At 63.7% G+C, this 15,290-nt stretch carries 14 protein-coding genes, 2 tRNA genes and 1 pseudogene; 7 read left to right on the top strand and 10 right to left on the bottom strand.

The window, feature by feature from the left end:
- Window position 1: 1 nt before the first annotated feature.
- Both MUG98_RS22735 and MUG98_RS22730 read right to left on the bottom strand, forming a co-directional pair.
- Window positions 2-1,576 carry a DNA-directed RNA polymerase subunit B'' gene (locus tag MUG98_RS22735; RefSeq protein WP_265109690.1) on the bottom strand — a complete coding sequence of 525 codons (1,575 nt, stop codon included), beginning with the start codon at window positions 1,574-1,576 and terminating at the stop codon, window positions 2-4.
- Complete coding sequence (locus tag MUG98_RS22730; RefSeq protein WP_265109689.1) at window positions 1,577-1,804, bottom strand: DNA-directed RNA polymerase subunit H; 228 nt, start codon at window positions 1,802-1,804, stop codon at window positions 1,577-1,579.
- Between the two features lie 310 nt (window positions 1,805-2,114).
- On the opposite strand from MUG98_RS22730, the gene MUG98_RS22725 reads away from it, so the two are divergent.
- The 4 genes from MUG98_RS22725 to MUG98_RS22710 all read left to right on the top strand — a co-directional run bounded on the left by MUG98_RS22725 (window position 2,115) and on the right by MUG98_RS22710 (window position 5,342).
- A tRNA-Asp gene (locus MUG98_RS22725) sits at window positions 2,115-2,187 on the top strand.
- Window positions 2,188-2,367: 180 nt separating this feature from the next.
- Window positions 2,368-2,440, top strand: a tRNA-Asp gene (locus MUG98_RS22720).
- Between the two features lie 188 nt (window positions 2,441-2,628).
- The gene (locus MUG98_RS22715) at window positions 2,629-3,042 is read left to right on the top strand and encodes a group I intron-associated PD-(D/E)XK endonuclease (protein ID WP_265109688.1); all 414 of its coding nucleotides are present in this window, start codon (window positions 2,629-2,631) and stop codon (window positions 3,040-3,042) included.
- Between the two features lie 185 nt (window positions 3,043-3,227).
- Window positions 3,228-5,342 carry a bacterio-opsin activator domain-containing protein gene (locus MUG98_RS22710; RefSeq protein ID WP_265109687.1) on the top strand — a complete coding sequence of 705 codons (2,115 nt, stop codon included), beginning with the start codon at window positions 3,228-3,230 and terminating at the stop codon, window positions 5,340-5,342.
- Window positions 5,343-5,606: 264 nt separating this feature from the next.
- Here MUG98_RS22710 and MUG98_RS22705 read toward each other — a convergent pair whose 3' ends face one another.
- From MUG98_RS22705 to MUG98_RS22685, 5 genes are all read right to left on the bottom strand, one after another.
- The gene (locus MUG98_RS22705) at window positions 5,607-6,368 is read right to left on the bottom strand and encodes a protein-L-isoaspartate O-methyltransferase family protein (RefSeq protein ID WP_265109686.1); all 762 of its coding nucleotides are present in this window, start codon (window positions 6,366-6,368) and stop codon (window positions 5,607-5,609) included.
- A gap of 47 nt (window positions 6,369-6,415) precedes the next feature.
- Window positions 6,416-7,069: a protein-L-isoaspartate(D-aspartate) O-methyltransferase gene (locus MUG98_RS22700; RefSeq protein ID WP_265109685.1), complete on the bottom strand. Its 654-nt coding sequence runs from the start codon at window positions 7,067-7,069 to the stop codon at window positions 6,416-6,418.
- Between the two features lie 237 nt (window positions 7,070-7,306).
- Entirely contained in the window at window positions 7,307-7,966 is a 660-nt protein-coding gene (locus MUG98_RS22695) for an HVO_0476 family zinc finger protein (protein WP_265109684.1), read from the bottom strand.
- Between the two features lie 95 nt (window positions 7,967-8,061).
- Entirely contained in the window at window positions 8,062-8,643 is a 582-nt protein-coding gene (locus MUG98_RS22690) for an LURP-one-related/scramblase family protein (RefSeq protein ID WP_265109683.1), read from the bottom strand.
- 141 nt (window positions 8,644-8,784) lie between these two features.
- Entirely contained in the window at window positions 8,785-9,741 is a 957-nt protein-coding gene (locus tag MUG98_RS22685) for an aminopeptidase (RefSeq protein ID WP_265109682.1), read from the bottom strand.
- Between the two features lie 344 nt (window positions 9,742-10,085).
- On the opposite strand from MUG98_RS22685, the gene MUG98_RS22680 reads away from it, so the two are divergent.
- The 3 genes and pseudogenes from MUG98_RS22680 (at window position 10,086) to MUG98_RS22670 (ending at window position 12,863) form a co-directional block, all read left to right on the top strand.
- Window positions 10,086-11,099, top strand: a complete 1,014-nt coding sequence (locus tag MUG98_RS22680) for a type II glyceraldehyde-3-phosphate dehydrogenase (protein ID WP_265109681.1) — start codon at window positions 10,086-10,088, stop codon at window positions 11,097-11,099.
- A gap of 141 nt (window positions 11,100-11,240) precedes the next feature.
- Window positions 11,241-11,639, top strand: a complete 399-nt coding sequence (locus MUG98_RS22675) for an Hsp20/alpha crystallin family protein (RefSeq protein WP_265109680.1) — start codon at window positions 11,241-11,243, stop codon at window positions 11,637-11,639.
- A gap of 149 nt (window positions 11,640-11,788) precedes the next feature.
- Window positions 11,789-12,863, top strand: a pseudogene (locus tag MUG98_RS22670) (RNA-guided endonuclease InsQ/TnpB family protein).
- 12 nt (window positions 12,864-12,875) lie between these two features.
- On the opposite strand, the gene MUG98_RS22665 reads toward MUG98_RS22670, so the two are convergent.
- The 3 genes from MUG98_RS22665 to MUG98_RS22655 all read right to left on the bottom strand — a co-directional run bounded on the left by MUG98_RS22665 (window position 12,876) and on the right by MUG98_RS22655 (window position 14,985).
- Entirely contained in the window at window positions 12,876-13,748 is an 873-nt protein-coding gene (locus tag MUG98_RS22665; RefSeq protein ID WP_265109679.1) for an ATP-grasp domain-containing protein, read from the bottom strand.
- Window positions 13,749-14,041: 293 nt separating this feature from the next.
- Window positions 14,042-14,572 carry a 50S ribosomal protein L16 gene (locus MUG98_RS22660; RefSeq protein ID WP_265109678.1) on the bottom strand — a complete coding sequence of 177 codons (531 nt, stop codon included), beginning with the start codon at window positions 14,570-14,572 and terminating at the stop codon, window positions 14,042-14,044.
- A gap of 182 nt (window positions 14,573-14,754) precedes the next feature.
- Window positions 14,755-14,985, bottom strand: coding sequence for a MarR family transcriptional regulator (locus tag MUG98_RS22655; RefSeq protein ID WP_265109677.1), 231 nt, complete (start codon window positions 14,983-14,985; stop codon window positions 14,755-14,757).
- Between the last annotated feature and the right edge of the window lie 305 nt (window positions 14,986-15,290).

Raw genomic sequence — 15,290 nt, 5'->3', positions numbered from 1 at the left:
ATCAGTCGTCCGCCGTCGATCGTTCGATGCCTTCGAGGCCCGGAATGCCCTGGACCCCCATCGATGCCAGTTCCCGCTTGAGTTCCTGTTCGTCCTCGACGTTCTGGGAGAGCTCCATCGCCTGCGCGAAGTTCTTTACCAGCCCACAGTTCGGTCCCTCCGGCGTCTCGGAGGGGCAGATACGACCCCACTGCGTCGCGTGCAGGTCCCGCGCCTCGAAGTGCGGCTGGGACCGCGAAAGCGGCGATCGAAGGCGGCGCAGGTGCGAGAGCACGCCCATGAAGTCCGTCCGGTCTACGAGCTGGGAGACGCCGGAGCGGCCGCCGACCCAGTTCCCCGTCGCGATCGGATGCTCGAGCCGCTCGGTCAGGACGTCCGATCGGACGACCGTGTTCACCGAGAGGGTCCGGTTGCGCATGTTCGCGCGCTCGAGCTGGTACTTCACGTCCCGGGCCAGTTTGTTGAGTGCGGTCCGGAACAGGTCTTTCATCAGGTCGCCGGAGACCTTCAGGCGCTTGTTCGCGTAGTGGTCCTTGTCGTCCGACTCGCGCCGGCCCAGAGCGAGTTCGAAACAGGCCTCGGCCATCCGACAGAGGTAGTGGGCCTTGTTGATCCGGACGTCCTCCTCCTCGACGCCCTCTTCGTGGAGGTGTGGCAGGAGATAGCGATCGATCACGTAGTTCGCGCGCTTGAGCTGGTAGTTCTTCCCCTGGCCGGAGGCGACGCGCTTCCCGAGGGCCTCGATGGCCTCTTCCTCGGTCTGGACCTCCGCTTCCTCCAGGTTCTCCAGCATGTACTTGACGACTTCGGGGTCGTTCGAGACCTTGTGGACGATTTCCTCGTCCGATTCGAGGCCGAGCGCGCGCACGAGCGTCACGAAGTTTATCGAACCCGAGACGGAGGGGAACGAGACCTCGAGCAGCCCGTTCCGGGTCCGTTCACAGAGCACGAGCGCGCGGTAGCCACGGCGCTGGGAGAAGGTCTTCGCGACCTGAATCTCGTCGCCGTACTTGGTGTCGTACTCCGCGAGGATCTTGTTCGGCGCGAGGTCCTCGCTGGTCATCAGGACCCGTTCGGAGCCGTTGACGATGAAGTAGCCGCCGGGGTCGGCGGGGTCCTCGCCGATTTCGATCAGTTCCTCGTCGGAGAAGCCGGCGATGTTACACTTCTCGGAGCCGACCATGATCGGCATCCGGCCGATCTTCGTCTCGGTCGAATCGACGACCCGCTGGTCGCCTTCCTCGCCCTTGACGATCGACATCTCCATGAACACCGGCGCGGAGTAAGTGATGTTGCGGAGGCGAGCCTCCTGCGGGTAGAGCAGTTCTTCGGAGCCGTCCGCCTCCCGAACGCGGGGCGTCACGACACGAACGTCGCCCAGTTCGACGTGGACCGGTTCTTCGCCTTCCTTGTCGCCGATATCCGTATCGATAGTCGCCTTCTCGTCGACGACTTCCTGCATTCCCCTGGTCAGGAACGCGTTGAACGACCGGTAGTGGTGTTCGGCGAGGCGTTCCCTCGAGAAGTACTCCCGCGAGATGTCCCGTCGTTTCGCTCGATCGAGTTCCATTGCCATTTATTCCACCACGAGTCGGTATACGACTGCCTGATCGGTTGTCCGTGAGTTCCGGACGATCTTGATGACGTCGCCGACCTCCGCCTCGTCCGGCAGGGCGGGATCGTTGCGCTTGATTTTGGGCAGGTCTGTACGGTCGATGTCGTACTCGGAGAGCACCTCCTCGAGAACGTCCTCCTCGAGAACGGTGTGCTCCGGGACGAGTTCGTGTTGGCTTACGTCTACCATGTTGTGTTGGTGTGCGTGTCGGCTATCGGGAGAGAAACGGCTGTCACGAGATACTACAGGCAGGTATCGGTGGCAGGCAGTTAAGGGTTACTAACTCGGTCCAGAAGCACGGCTACCCGGCCGGGCAAACCTGACCGGAATCGACTGTCACGTTCTACGGTAGCCGGCTATCAGTTAAATTCCTTGTGGGTCGTGCGGACTGGTGGCACGGGATCGAATCCGGCGGGATCTATCGTGGCCCGATTCACCGTACCACGGAGGGTTCGATTGAAAAGCCTTAATACTCTCACCGGGAAACTAAGGGTTGCGAGCCCGGATGGTGTAGTGGCCCATCATACAACCCTGTCACGGTTGTGACGCGGGTTCAAATCCCGCTCCGGGCGCTTCTTCGATTGCTACCTCGTGAGCGACCAGTCCGTCTCGTCTACTGGGCCCGAGCATAATCGAGATTCGAAACGCGGTACGAGGGGTCGAGTTCGCTCACGATATGTGAAAAGAAGCAACACGACTGCGCCACTGGAACAAAACCCTTAATACCGTCACCCGGAAAGCAGGGGTTGCGAGCCCGGATGGTGTAGTGGCCCATCATACAACCCTGTCACGGTTGTGACGCGGGTTCAAATCCCGCTCCGGGCGCTTCTTCGAGGGACTGATCGGCGAGCGAAGCGAGTCGCTGTCGCTCGAAGAACCACACGGGCAGATTTTCGTCCTGGCGTTTTTTCGCCCACCCAGCCTACAAGCGACAGCACGTCAGCGGTGGTGCGAGTGAGCCGTTTCGTCCGCGGGTTTTTGTCTCAGAACGGACCCAGATCGACGAGAACTGCATGTCCAATCCGAAGGCCGTCGGCGACGAAACGGAAGCGAAGATCGTGGCCACACTCATCGCCGACGGATACTCCGTCTCGGTACCGTTCGGTGACAACGACAAATACGATCTCGTCGTCGACGATGGCGATCGCCTCTATCGCATCCAGTGCAAAACGGCGTGGCAGAACAAAGCCGAGACGATTCGTTTCAATACGCACTCGCAAACGACGAGAGACGGCAGCTATCACGAACAAACGTACGACGACGTGATCGACGCGTTCATCGTCCGAGACCCGGGCCGAGACCAGCTCTACTGGATCCCGATCGATGACGCGACGGAACAGAAGATGGAACTCCGATTCGAAGCCAGCATCGATCATCCGTCGATAAACTGGGCAACTGACTACGAATTCGATGGCGAAATCCCGTAACCGGACGGACACCCCGAACACGGAGAGACGGTCTCGAACGAGCGGCCATCATGCGGTATCCCGTTCGTCGTGCCCCTGAATCCCGCCCCGGGAGTACTAACATATTAGTATCCCGATCGGACTGGTACCGATAGCGACGCCTCACCGGTCGGAATCGCCGATCGGTGACGATCGACACGAAACCCATGTCACAGCCGATCACCGTCCTCGTCGTCGACAACGAACCGGGATACGCCGATCTCGCGGGATCGATGCTCGAACGCGAACACGACGCGATCGAGGCCATCGCTGCGACGGGTGCCGACGAAGCGCTCGCGGCGTTCGATCGTCGCGACGTCGACTGCATCGTCAGCGAATACGAGATGCCGACCCTGTCGGGCCTCGAGTTGCTCGAGCGGGTCCGGGAGGACGATCCGGACCTGCCCTTTATCCTGTACACGGGCCGGGGATCGGAGGAACTCGCCAGCGAGGCGATCGCCGCGGGAGTCACCCAGTACTTCCAGAAAGAGCCCGGCGAGGAGCAGTACGCGTTGCTGGCGAACCAGATTACGAACGCGGTCTCGCAGTACCGCGCGGAGACGGAACTGCGCGAGAGCGAGCGCCGGTACGAACGGACGCTGACGACGCTCCACGAGACGACGCGGGATCTGATGCGGGCGGAGACGAAAGACGAGATCTACCAGTCAGCCGTCGACACGGCCGGCGAGATCCTCGACGTCCCGGTCGCCGCGGCCTACGCGTTCGAACCGACCGACGGGGTGCTCGCCCACGCCGCGTCGATGCGGGAGTCGCGCGAACTGGTCGACCCCGAGATGACGTTCGAACGCGGCGAGGGGCTCGTCTGGGAAGCGTTCTCGGAGGGCGAGAGCGCGTACTACGAGGACGTCCAGGGAACGGGCGTCGAGCGCGCACAGACGTGGAGCCGGAGCGAACTGATCGTTCCGCTCGGTACGCACGGCGTGCTGGTCGCGGGCACCGAGGACGTCGACGGGTTCGACGAGACGATGACGGAACTGTTGCACATCCTGGCGGCCAACACCGAGGCAGCCCTCGACCGGGCCGAGCGCGAGCAGTTGCTCCGCGAACACGATCGCACCCTGACCCAGCAAAACGAGGAGTTGACGCGACTCAACCATACGAACGAGATCGTCCGCGAGATCAACCACGGCGTCGCCCAGGCCTCGACGCGCGACGAGATCGAGACGCGGGTGTGTGATCGCCTCGCCGACACCGAACGGTACCTGTTCGCCTGGATCGCGACGAGCGACGACGACCCGCCGACGCCGACGGCCTGGGCGGGCGTCGACGCGGCCTACATCGATCGGATCCGTGACGATGGCGATTGCGCTCCCGAGGTCGGGGTGATCCGGGAGACGCTCGCCACGGAGCAGGTCCAGGTGGTCCGCAACGTCCTCGAGGCCGACGGCTGGGCCCCGCGACGGAAGGACGCGCTCACGTACGGCTACCAGACGGTGCTTTCGGTGCCGCTGGTCGACGACGAACGGCGGTACGGTGCCCTGCTCGTCCACGTGCCCGGCGTCGACGCGATCACCGACAGCGAGCGCGAGGTGCTCGGCGAACTCGGGGAAACGATCGGTCACGCGATTCGATCGGTCGAGCAGACGCGGGCGATGCTCACCGACAGTCGCGTCGAACTCGAACTGACGAGTCACGACGAGCGCTTGCTCGTCAACCGCCTCTCCGAGCGGATCGGCGGCCCCATCACGCTCGAAGGGGTGATCGATCGAGCGGACGACGAGGTCGTCGTCTTCGTGAGCGTTCCGTCGACGGCGGAACTCGGGTCGATCACGGAGGGATGGGCATCCGTCGAGACGCTCTCAGTCGTCTCCGGGGGCGAAGACGAGACGCTGTTCGAGGTGACGCTCTCGTCGACGCCGTTTCTCGACGTGTTGCGGACGTACGACGTGCAGTTACGCGAGGCCACGGCAGAGGACGGCACGACGTCGCTCGTCCTCGAGGTCCCCCACCACGTCGAGACGCGATCACTGATCGAGGGGGTCCAGGACAGCTATCCCGACACCGAACTCGACGCCAGGCGAGAGACGACGGGAACGCGATCGGCCCGCCAGGTCGACACCTATCTCGAGGAACGGCTCACCGACAAACAGTTCGAGGCGCTACAGGCGGCCCACTATAGCGGCTTCTTCGAGTGGCCCCGCGAGAGTACCGGAGAGGACCTCGCGGACGCGCTCGACGTGTCGCCGCCGACGTACCACTATCACCTTCGGGCCGCCGAACGAAAGCTGGTGACGCTGGCGTTCGACGGAGGTTCTAATTGATTAGTATCACGGATCCGGTCCATCCAAACAGTTAGAAATTATATTTAACCCCCATCACTACATACCAGTAACTGGCGATCTGAGATAGACTGTCGCCACCCCCAATCCCCCACCCCCACTTTCCCCCTGGCACACGCCTTCCAGCGGCAGCGCCGTCCGAGCACTTCTCGCGGTTCCGACGACAGCCGTGTCGATCGACCGGCCAGGACATCCGTGACGATCGGTCGCGGCGTCGGCGAGAGACGGGACAGCAACCGCGTGTCGTCAGTCCGAGCGCGACGGCGAATCGATCGCGTCGTCCCACTCGATCCACTCGTGTTCCCAGCCGCGGCGGGATTCGGCGCGGCGCTGGGCGTGTTCGCGGTCCTCGCGGGCCATCCGGTTGCGTTCGACGGCTCCCGACTGTTCACCCTCCACGAGGAGCGGGTCGAACGAGACGGCGGCGAACGATTCGGTCTCGCCGTCGGCAGTGATCGCCTCGAGTCGTTGTCGATGGGTTCCCCGAGGAAAGACGAGTCGGCCGTCGTCGCGCAGTTGCTCGCGGAGCGCTCGCGGTGGCTCGACGGCCGCGGCCTCCAGCAGTATTCGATCGAACGGCGCGTACTCGGGGAACCCCTCGGCCCCGTCCCGGCAGTCGACGAGGACGCCGTCGTAGCCCGCCTCCGCGAGGTTCTCTCGCGCCTCGATCACGAGCGGGCGGGAGATGTCGACGGCGTGGACCCTGGTTTCGCCGACGACGTCGGCGACGACGGCGGCCGTGTAGCCGACGCCGACCCCGACGATCAACACCTCCTCGTCCCCGTCCAGTGAAAGCGCCTGGAGCAACCGGGCGACCGTACTCGGAGCGAGGACGCGAGTGCCGAGGATCTCGTGGGCGCGATCGGCGTAGGCCGTCCGCTCGTCGTCGACGAACACGTGACGTGGCACGTCCCGCATCGCGACGGCGACGGCGTCGTCCGTCAGGACGTTCTTGGGGGGAGACGCGAGCCCGTCGATCAGGTCGTCGCGCAGTACCGCGGGATCCATACGCCAGCTATCGCGCCGGACGTAATCAATGGCGCGCTTGCGCAACGCTAGCGCATCCGAACGAACCGCACACCCCCGTGTTCGCTTCGAGCGAGCGTGCCGTCCGGGCGTTTCTCGGCCCTCACCAGCGTCTGGAATCCGGTCCCGATCGGCGCGAGTAGCCGCCCGCCCGATCGAACCTGGTCGACGACGGGGGAGGGGAACTCCGTGGCCGCGCACGTGAAATACGCGGCGTCGTAGGGAGCGTGCTCGGGCCATCCCTCCTTGCCGTCACCGATCCGGATGGAAATCCCGTCGTAGCCCGTCTCGGCGAGCGTTTCCCGTGCCCGATCGGCGAGGTCGGCACTGTACTCGACGCTGTAGACGTTCTCCGGGCCGACGAGTTCGCCCGTAACCGCGGCGTGGTAGCCACAGCCCGTACCGATCTCGAGCACCGCTTCGCCGGGGTCGAGTGCCAGCCTGTCGGCCATGATCGCGACCATGTGCGGGGCGCTGATCGTCTGGGCGTCCCCGATCGGCAGCGGCCGATCCGTATAGGCGTCGCCGCGGCGATTCTCGGGGACGAACTCGTGGCGCGGGACCGCCGCGAACGCCTCGAGGACCCGATCGTCGTCCACGCGTGAGGCGACGGTCCGGACCATTCGATCGCGGGCGGCCTCGTAGTCGTCGGCGTCGGGGCTGGAGTCGCCGAAGCCGAACATGCGTTGGTGAGACGTACTCGCTCGATCGCAATAGGCTGTTGGGCGCGACTGCCAACCAGCCTGCTGTGGGACTTGCGCTCCGATCGTCGATACGAATACGACCACCACGAAAGTCCCCTTTCAGTCCCCCCGTACCGACTGACCGAACAGGCCACAGTGGGTGGGACGTTCGTGGTGTGAGAAACGGAGACTGATCGGGAACGGGCCGCTCGTACCGCCCGAAGAAAAGGTACTACGCTACCAGGCCGACCAGGCGCTGGACGTCTGATCGTAGGCGTAGACGCGTTTGGCGTCCTTCGCGAGGACGGTATCCCCCTCCATCTCGTATCGATCGCGATCGTAGCCCGAGGCGTCGCCGCGGACGACGACGGCGTCGATCTCGATCTCGTCGTCGCCGAACTCCTCGACCTCGCCGACCGCGAACTCGTAGTCGCCGGGGACGTGGACCGTGATGCTCCGGCTATCGTCCCGCGAGCCGTCCTGCGGGTGGACGGTGACGTTGACCGCGACGTTGTCCACCTCGCGGGTCCAGACGGTCTCGATGTTCTCGGCAGCGGCGGTCTCGGTCCGCCGGTGTTCGTCGAGTTCGATGCTCGTGACCCGAACCGTCGAAAGCAGTTCCTCGGTCTCGAGGATGAACTCGTCGCCGGTTTCGATCGTCTCGTCTTCGGGCGTGGTGACGTTCGCCGTGAATGACTCGCCCTCCTGGGAGACGACCACGTCGAGAGTGACCTCGCGCTCTCGTTCGGGCTGGATCTTGTGGACGTGGCCACACTCACTGCAACGGACTGTTACGGTGCCGCCGCCTTCCGTCGCCGTCAGGACCTCGTGAACCGTCTCGAGGTCCGGCGAGCACGACGGACAGGGCGTCGGAACGCGATCCGGTGGTTCGCTCATAGCACACCGTAGACGCCACGCACCTAAAAGGCGATTGAACCCGCCGTAGTACGCCGGGCGGGCAGGCTTCGAACGGCACTGGGTCCCCTGAGGCACTAGTTCCCCTGAATCGCGTCGATGACCATCGCCGCGGCCACGACGGGTTCTTTCGGGACGGTGCTGGCGTCGTCGATGGTGATCTCGTAGCGGTCCCGCAGCGAGAACTGACCGTCGATCGAGCCGACGTGAGTGCCCTCCTGGTCGGTGATTTCGTACTTGTGTGGAATCCAGCCGCCGAACGGGACGACGTTCCGGGCCACCGTCACCATCGCACCGCGGGAGTTGATCTCGGCCAATTTCGCCTCGGTGGTCGCGTCGCGGATCTTCCACGTGTCCTGCAGCAGCGAGTAGTCGTTGTCGAGCACGACGAGATCCTCGCCGGTCTGTGCGTCCGTAAGGAGGTAGTTCCCCGCGACGTCAATGATGCCGCCGGCTTTCACCGTGAACACCTCGTTGCCGTCGGCGTCCGTAACGGGGAACTCCTCTTTCATCTTGAACATCTTCTGTTTCCCCTTGAGAACGGTGTTCCCGTCGGCGTCGAGTGCCCTGTACTTGTTCCGGATGAATCCCTGTTCGACCGTGTACCGATCGTCCGTGAGTTCGATTCCCGCGATATCGTATTTCCGAGTGTCGCTCATCGACTCGAACTCACACTACCGCTACTTGAAACCAATCGGATCTCACCGATACGTCCAGGGGAAAACCCATCGAAGCGAACGGGATCGCAATTCGGGAGCCGAACCGGAGCCGATGCGAGAATCCGAGCGTCACCCTGCCGCTCAGGCGCCGTGCACCGTCGGCAGTTCCACGGGGTCGCCGTCGGCGTAGACCGACGGCTCGCGGATGATTCCGTCGAGGTGAATCGGAGCCTCGACGTCGCCGCCGATCCCGGCGTCGTCGCCGATCGCGATGTGGATCGTGCCGCCGGCCTTCTCGTCGAGCAGGACGGAGCCGACGAGGTCCGTGACGGCGACGTTCGTTCCGATCCCCAGTTCGGCGAGGTTGTGGGCCGCGTCGCCGACCTCGTCCGCGGCGGTCTCGATCGTCGCCCGGATCTCGTCGTCCGAGACGTCGGTGACGAGGCCGTCTTCGACCTCGAACGAGAGCGTCTCCCCGTCGTCGAGCAGTCCGTGGGGCATCATCGTCCCGTCGACGACGAACGTGCCGTCGGCGGACGCGGGGCTGATGAACACCTCGCCCGCGGGGAGGTTCGACATCATCCCCGACTCGTGGACGATCCCGGTGTCGGAGAGCCAGTCCCGATCGGCGACGTCGAACGTGATGTCCGTGCCCGCGGGAGCCGTCACGCGGACCGCGTCGGCGTCGGCGACCTGCTCGCGGACGGCCGCACAGTGGGCCGCGATCGACTCGTAGTCGGCGTCCAGTCCCGTCGTGAAGACGGTCTCGGTGATCCCCGGCAGCGTGGCGACGCGTGCACCCGCCTCGTTGGCCTCGGTGCGCGCCCTGGTGTGGCTCAGACTCTTCGTCGTCGGCGCGAGGACGACGTCGGCGTCGGCCATCGCCGCCGCGACCGGGGCCGGCGGCTCCCCACCGTGGGTCTCACCCGGCGGATAGCGAACGACGACTGCGTCGTCGGTGATTTCGCTCGCGACCTCGTACAGCGCCTCGCCGATCGGTTCTCGTTCGTCGTCGGTGACGATCGCACAGGACTCGTCGGACTGGAGGTTCAGACACTGGCTCAGGGCCGTCTCGGCGGCGGGTCGGAGTTCGGACATACACGTAATGTGGCCGCAGCGGCCCGATATGCTTTGCCTTCCCGCGCTCGGCCGATCGACCGGGACCGAGACGTGGCCACCCCGGAGAATCGGACGGGCGACCGCCGATACGGCGGTCGCTGCCTCCGCCGTCGCTCGATCGGCGACCGTCGGTCGACGACCGCACCGGTTCCCACCGATCTGTACCGGTGGCGATCAGCGGTGCCGGGCGAGCGCAGCGGGCGTGGCATCGGCTCTGGTTCGATCGAATTCGTACGAGAATGCGCGTAAAACTCACGTTCGAGTTAAAATCGATCGCGAATCCTCGAAACGGTTATCCCCCTCGGTAGTGGACTCCCGGATACATGATGCAGGTCGCCGTCAACGGCTACGGGACGATCGGGAAACGCGTCGCGGACGCCGTGGCACGACAGCACGACATGGACGTGCTCGGCGTCGCGAAGACCCGCCCCAACTTCGAGGCCGAAACGGCCATCGAGAAGGGGTTCCCGCTCTACGCAGCCGTCGAGGAACGCGAGGAGTTGTTCGCCGAGGCGGGCCTCGAGATCGCCGGCCCGGTCGAGGACCTCGTGGCCGACGCCGACGTCGTCGTCGACGCCACGCCGTCGGGAATCGGGGCCGAGAACAAGGCGCTCTACGAGGACCACGACACCCCCGCACTCTACCAGGGCGGCGAGGACGCCGACGTCGCGGACGTCAGCTTCAACGCCCGATCGAACTACGAGGACGCGACCGGAGCCGACCACGTCCGCGTCGTCTCCTGTAACACGACCGGGCTCTCGCGGATTATCGCCCCGCTGCGCGAGGCCTACGGCGTCGAGAAGGTCCGCGCGACGCTCGTCCGTCGCGGTGGCGACCCCGGACAGACCTCCCGCGGCCCGATCAACGACATCCTTCCGAACCCGGTCACGATCCCCTCGCACCACGGACCCGACGTCGAGACCATCTTCCCGGACCTCGACATCGACACGCTCGGGATGAAGGTTCCCGCGACGCTGATGCACATGCACAGCCTGAACGTCACGCTCGAAGCGGAGGTCGACGCCGCCGACGTCCGCGACCTGTTTGCGGACGAGTCACGGCTCTTCCTGATCCCCGAACGCATGTCGATCGACGGCAGCGGCAAACTCAAGGAGTACGCGCTGGACGCGGGTCGCCCGCGGGGAGACCTCTGGGAGAACTGCATCTGGGCGGAGTCGGTCTCGACCGTCGGCCGGGACCTGTACCTCTTCCAGGGCATCCACCAGGAGAGCGACGTCGTCCCCGAGAACGTCGACGCGATCCGTGCCGTTCTCGGCGAGGCCGACGCCGAGGAAAGTATGGCGACGACCGACGAGACCCTCGGCATCGGACTCTGAGCGGCCGGAGACCGACGGCTGGATTCCAGACGGGAGGAGTCGGTCACGCCGACGAACCCTCGACAGATTCGCCGATCGTGGTTCCCGCAAACAACTAGCGACTACAGAAAGTTTTTGCACCGCGGCCCACTAGGGGCGACCATGCGCCGAGACGACCGCGACGAACCCTTCGACGATCTGTTTCGCGAGATAGAGCGGATGATGAACGAGATGATGAACGGGGCCGACAACGTCGACTTCGAGTCCTCGAACAACGTCGACAACGGGTTCGGAATGGACACCCACGTCACGATCCACGACTCCGACGACGAGGTCCGAGTCGTCGCGGACCTCCCCGGCGTCGAGAAAGACAATATCGAGCTCGAGTGTGACGGCAAAACCCTGACCATCTCCGCCGAGAGTAGCCACCGCCAGTACGACGAACGCGTCTCGCTGCCGAAACGCGTCAACGAACACACGGCCTCCGCGACCTACAACAACGGCGTCCTCGAGGTCGTTTTCGACCCGGCCGAGCAGTCCTCCGGGATCAGTCTCGAGTAACGCAGTCACGTCGCGGTCGCAGATGTCCTTCGTTTCGACTCCGGTTTACAGGCGGTCGAGGCGAATGCCCCGGGGCTTGACCCCGGGGTTGAAGCTAACAACTCGGATACAAATAATTAAGTTATCACATCGCTAATCAAGAGACAGCGATGGAGTACAGTCACCGCTATCCTGCGTACCCGACACAACAGGTAGCGGCTCAACTGGAATACCACCTCGACGTTCATCGCCAAGCGTACAACTACACTCTGTACGAGTACGAAAACGTCAACGCCGACGACATCGGCTCTGCATACAAACACCACTACAGACTCCCCGGTTGGAAAGACGAGTTTCCCGTCTTCTCGGAAGTCAATTCGAAACACGAGTGGCCGACACGCAACGCTCTGGCTCTCTAAAATCGGCAACATCAAAATCCGCTACCACCGCGAGATCCCCGACGATGCCGACATCAAGGAGGTTACAGTCAAGAAGGAGACGACCGGCGAGTGGTTCGTCTCGTTCGGTCTCGAAACCGATGGCGCTGACCTGCCCGAGAAACCTGACGTGAACTCGTTGGACGCGAGCAACAGCGTTGGGATTGACCCCGGCATCCTCAACTACATCCACACATCGGATGGCAAGAGTGTGGACTGGCTCGACCTCGAAGACGAATATGACTGTCTCCGACGTGAGCAACGCAAGTTGTCTCGCAAGGAGAAAGGGTCGAACAACTACGAGAAACAACGAAAGAAAGTCGCCAATGTCAAGCGTCACGTCCGTCGGAAGGTGCTGGACTACCAGCACAAAATAACGACGTGGCTCGTCCGCGAGTACGACGCCGTGTTCGTGGAAGACCTCAACGTGAAGGGGATGCTTTAACAGTCGCACAACGCCCGAAATAGGCAGGATGCGGCGTGGCGACAATTCATCTCCCTCCTCGAATACAAGGCCGACCTGTACGGCACACACGTCAAGCAAGTCAAATCCGAAGGGACGACCAAAGAATGCGCGTCGTGTGGTGTGGAGACGGCGAAGCCTATCTGGGTTCGTGAACACTCGTGCCCGGCGTGTGGGTTCGAGTGTGACCGTGACGCGAACGCTGCGATGAACGTCGTTCAACGCGGTTTTTCTGAATTAGGGCTGGGACGGCCCGAAGACACGCCTGTGGAGTCTGCGCTCCCTACGGACACCACTTCGGTGTCTGCAAAGTGCGTCGTCGAATCAGGAAGCCTCGGGGCTTGACCCCGAGGCGATTCACCGCCCCGAAGCCGCGCGTATCGCCGCCGCCAGCCGATCGTAGAAGTCCGGTTCGTACTTCGTCGCCGTATCGATCGTCGGCCGGGCGTTCGTCTCGTTGACCACGACGGCGTCGTCCGTCGCGAGGAGGTCGACCCCGAGGAACGGAATCTCGAGTTCGGCGGCGACGGCCTCGGCGATTTCGCGCCACGCCGCGGGGAGGTCGACGCCGGTCGCTTCCGCCCCGCGATGGACGTTGTGTTTCCACTGGCCCTCGGACACCGCGTCCTCGGGGAGTCGGCGCTCGACCGCCCCGACGTACTCGCCGTCCACCAGCATCACCCGGTAATCGGTCGCGCCGGGGAGGAACTCCTGGACGAGAAAGGATCGATCGCCGGTCGCCCGGTAGTCGTGGACCAGCGAGAGGTAGTCACAGATCCCGAGGAAGGAGTCGCGGTCGTGGGCCTTCGCCACGCCCACCCCGCGGGTCGTCGAGTTCGGCTTGACGACGACCGGCGGTTCGAACCGATCGAAGACCCGTGCCAGCTCGTCCTCCCCGACGTCGTTCGAGACGTACACCGACTCCGGCACCGGGAGGTCGGCCCGATCGAGCCGCGCGATCACCTCGGCCTTGTTCCGCGAGGTGAGCACGGCGTCGCGATCGTTGAGCCACGGCACGTCGAGGATCGCGTCGCCGACGCCGCCCTCCATCAGTCGACCGGGATAGACGAAGCCCACGTCGTAGTCGTCCGCCGACCACGGGGCGTCCCCACCGAGCGGAATCGTGCGCTCTCTCACGGGGACGTGATGGGCCTGGATGCCTCGATCGGCCAGCGGGTCGCGCATCCGCTGGAACGTCTCCTGGTTGTTCGCGACCGCGAGATCGATCATGCGCGAGACTCGGGATGGGACGGACAAAAAGCTACTCGAGAGACGTAACGCGATCGGAGAATCGCATCCAGGAATCAGTGGCCGGGAGGACGGTTCGAGCAGACGCGAGAGCCGTCCGACTCGGGCGAGGGCAGACGGTCACACCGTCACCGACCGCGAGCGATCGCAGAGAGCGAGCGGGCTGACGACCGATGTGGACGAACGACTGGACGGAGTGAGGACGGAGGGAGGAGTGCTTTTAATCGGTTTTTTGCCGAGGGTGTGCTTCGGCACACCCGCAGAGCAAAACTTCGTTATGCGATCAGCTGCTCTTCGCCCTTCTCGACGACGATGCGACACGGCGGCGTGATCTTGTTGTAGGCGCGGCGGAACGCTTCCTTGGCGTGCTCGGCGTCGTCGACGTCACACCAGACGGTGAAGATGCGATCGCCGGCGTCGATGCGGGCCGCGGTACCGACGATCTTCCCGAACGACTGGCGCATCCCGTCGGAGACGCGGTCCGCACCCGCACCCGTCGCCTGCTTGTTCTCCCGGATGACGTGGTGGGGGAACTTGCGCAGGATCATCTTGTAGTTGCCCTCGCCGGCGTTTTTCAGCATGTGCCGGTTGGCCGAGAGACGGGAGGCTTCGAGCGAGCCGTGGCGGATCTGGACCTCCTCTTCGGTGATGAGGCTGATCTGGACGGGGTAGTCCTCGGGCTCGGCCCCGATGTCACCCATCTTGTGCTGTGCGATCTTCGATCCGGGGATCCCAGTAATGTATTCGCGGCGCGTGTAGGCCGGCTTACTGATCTCCCGGTACATTGAGGCGGGTTTGTCGGACATGGTTGTGGTTACTTACGAAAACGGAGGCCTACCGTTCGGATAAAGGCTTCGAACCGCCGCGTCGCCGTGTGGATCGACGACAGGGGCGAAAACGGCTCCGCGAACGCGAACGGACTGGGCACCCTCGCGACCGATCGATCGAACGAACGACAGCGTTCCTGCAGCCGGGTACCGCGATCGGCTCAGTCGAGCGGGACGTACGTCTCGCCGTCCTTCGCGACGAGATCCTGCTTCGAGAGCGAACTGAGAACGCTCAGGATCGCGATCTTCTGCATCGACAGCGTCTCCTTCAGGTCGGCGACGGTCGTCCCGCCGGTCGCGTCGAGATAGAGGTAGACGAGTTTCGCCTGCGGCGAACTGAGTTCGGTCGGTAACTGGTCGAACTGGTCGGTCGCAAGTTGGTGTTCCATCATCGTACTACCACCGACGACGATCTGCAGTATAAATCTATGTAGCATCACGTGGGTATTGACTAGTCAGTATATATGTGATAATATGTATTGTGAGGCGTTATCGAGGGAACGTGTCAAGTCATCGCACGGGACGAGACGCTACTATTACGGCTGTAAAGACCGCAGGTCTGGTTTCCTGTCATCGTTAATCGACACCGACACGATCGGAGCCTGCGACCGTCGAGCGGCGATCAGCGGCCGATTGGCGGCGATAACAATCACTAAAGATCGTGATAGTAACGCCGTTTGGCGCGCATATAATGAAT

It is taken from the genome of Halosolutus halophilus (assembly GCF_022869805.1).
GTDB classification, from domain to species: domain Archaea; phylum Halobacteriota; class Halobacteria; order Halobacteriales; family Natrialbaceae; genus Halosolutus; species Halosolutus halophilus.
Note: the sequence above shows the minus strand (reverse complement) of the source record. Positions and strands in the feature narration are given on the sequence as shown.

Excerpts from the sequence above, each read along its gene's own strand:
- MUG98_RS22735 (WP_265109690.1), bottom strand. The coding sequence starts at position 1,576 with ATGGCAATGGAACTCGATCGAGCGAAACGACGGGACATCTCGCGGGAG.
- MUG98_RS22730 (WP_265109689.1), bottom strand. The coding sequence starts at position 1,804 with ATGGTAGACGTAAGCCAACACGAACTCGTCCCGGAGCACACCGTTCTC.
- MUG98_RS22715 (WP_265109688.1), top strand. The coding sequence starts at position 2,629 with ATGTCCAATCCGAAGGCCGTCGGCGACGAAACGGAAGCGAAGATCGTG.
- MUG98_RS22710 (WP_265109687.1), top strand. The coding sequence starts at position 3,228 with ATGTCACAGCCGATCACCGTCCTCGTCGTCGACAACGAACCGGGATAC.
- MUG98_RS22705 (WP_265109686.1), bottom strand. The coding sequence starts at position 6,368 with ATGGATCCCGCGGTACTGCGCGACGACCTGATCGACGGGCTCGCGTCT.
- MUG98_RS22700 (WP_265109685.1), bottom strand. The coding sequence starts at position 7,069 with ATGTTCGGCTTCGGCGACTCCAGCCCCGACGCCGACGACTACGAGGCC.
- MUG98_RS22695 (WP_265109684.1), bottom strand. The coding sequence starts at position 7,966 with ATGAGCGAACCACCGGATCGCGTTCCGACGCCCTGTCCGTCGTGCTCG.
- MUG98_RS22690 (WP_265109683.1), bottom strand. The coding sequence starts at position 8,643 with ATGAGCGACACTCGGAAATACGATATCGCGGGAATCGAACTCACGGAC.
- MUG98_RS22685 (WP_265109682.1), bottom strand. The coding sequence starts at position 9,741 with ATGTCCGAACTCCGACCCGCCGCCGAGACGGCCCTGAGCCAGTGTCTG.
- MUG98_RS22680 (WP_265109681.1), top strand. The coding sequence starts at position 10,086 with ATGATGCAGGTCGCCGTCAACGGCTACGGGACGATCGGGAAACGCGTC.
- MUG98_RS22675 (WP_265109680.1), top strand. The coding sequence starts at position 11,241 with ATGCGCCGAGACGACCGCGACGAACCCTTCGACGATCTGTTTCGCGAG.
- MUG98_RS22665 (WP_265109679.1), bottom strand. The coding sequence starts at position 13,748 with ATGATCGATCTCGCGGTCGCGAACAACCAGGAGACGTTCCAGCGGATG.
- MUG98_RS22660 (WP_265109678.1), bottom strand. The coding sequence starts at position 14,572 with ATGTCCGACAAACCCGCCTCAATGTACCGGGAGATCAGTAAGCCGGCC.
- MUG98_RS22655 (WP_265109677.1), bottom strand. The coding sequence starts at position 14,985 with ATGATGGAACACCAACTTGCGACCGACCAGTTCGACCAGTTACCGACC.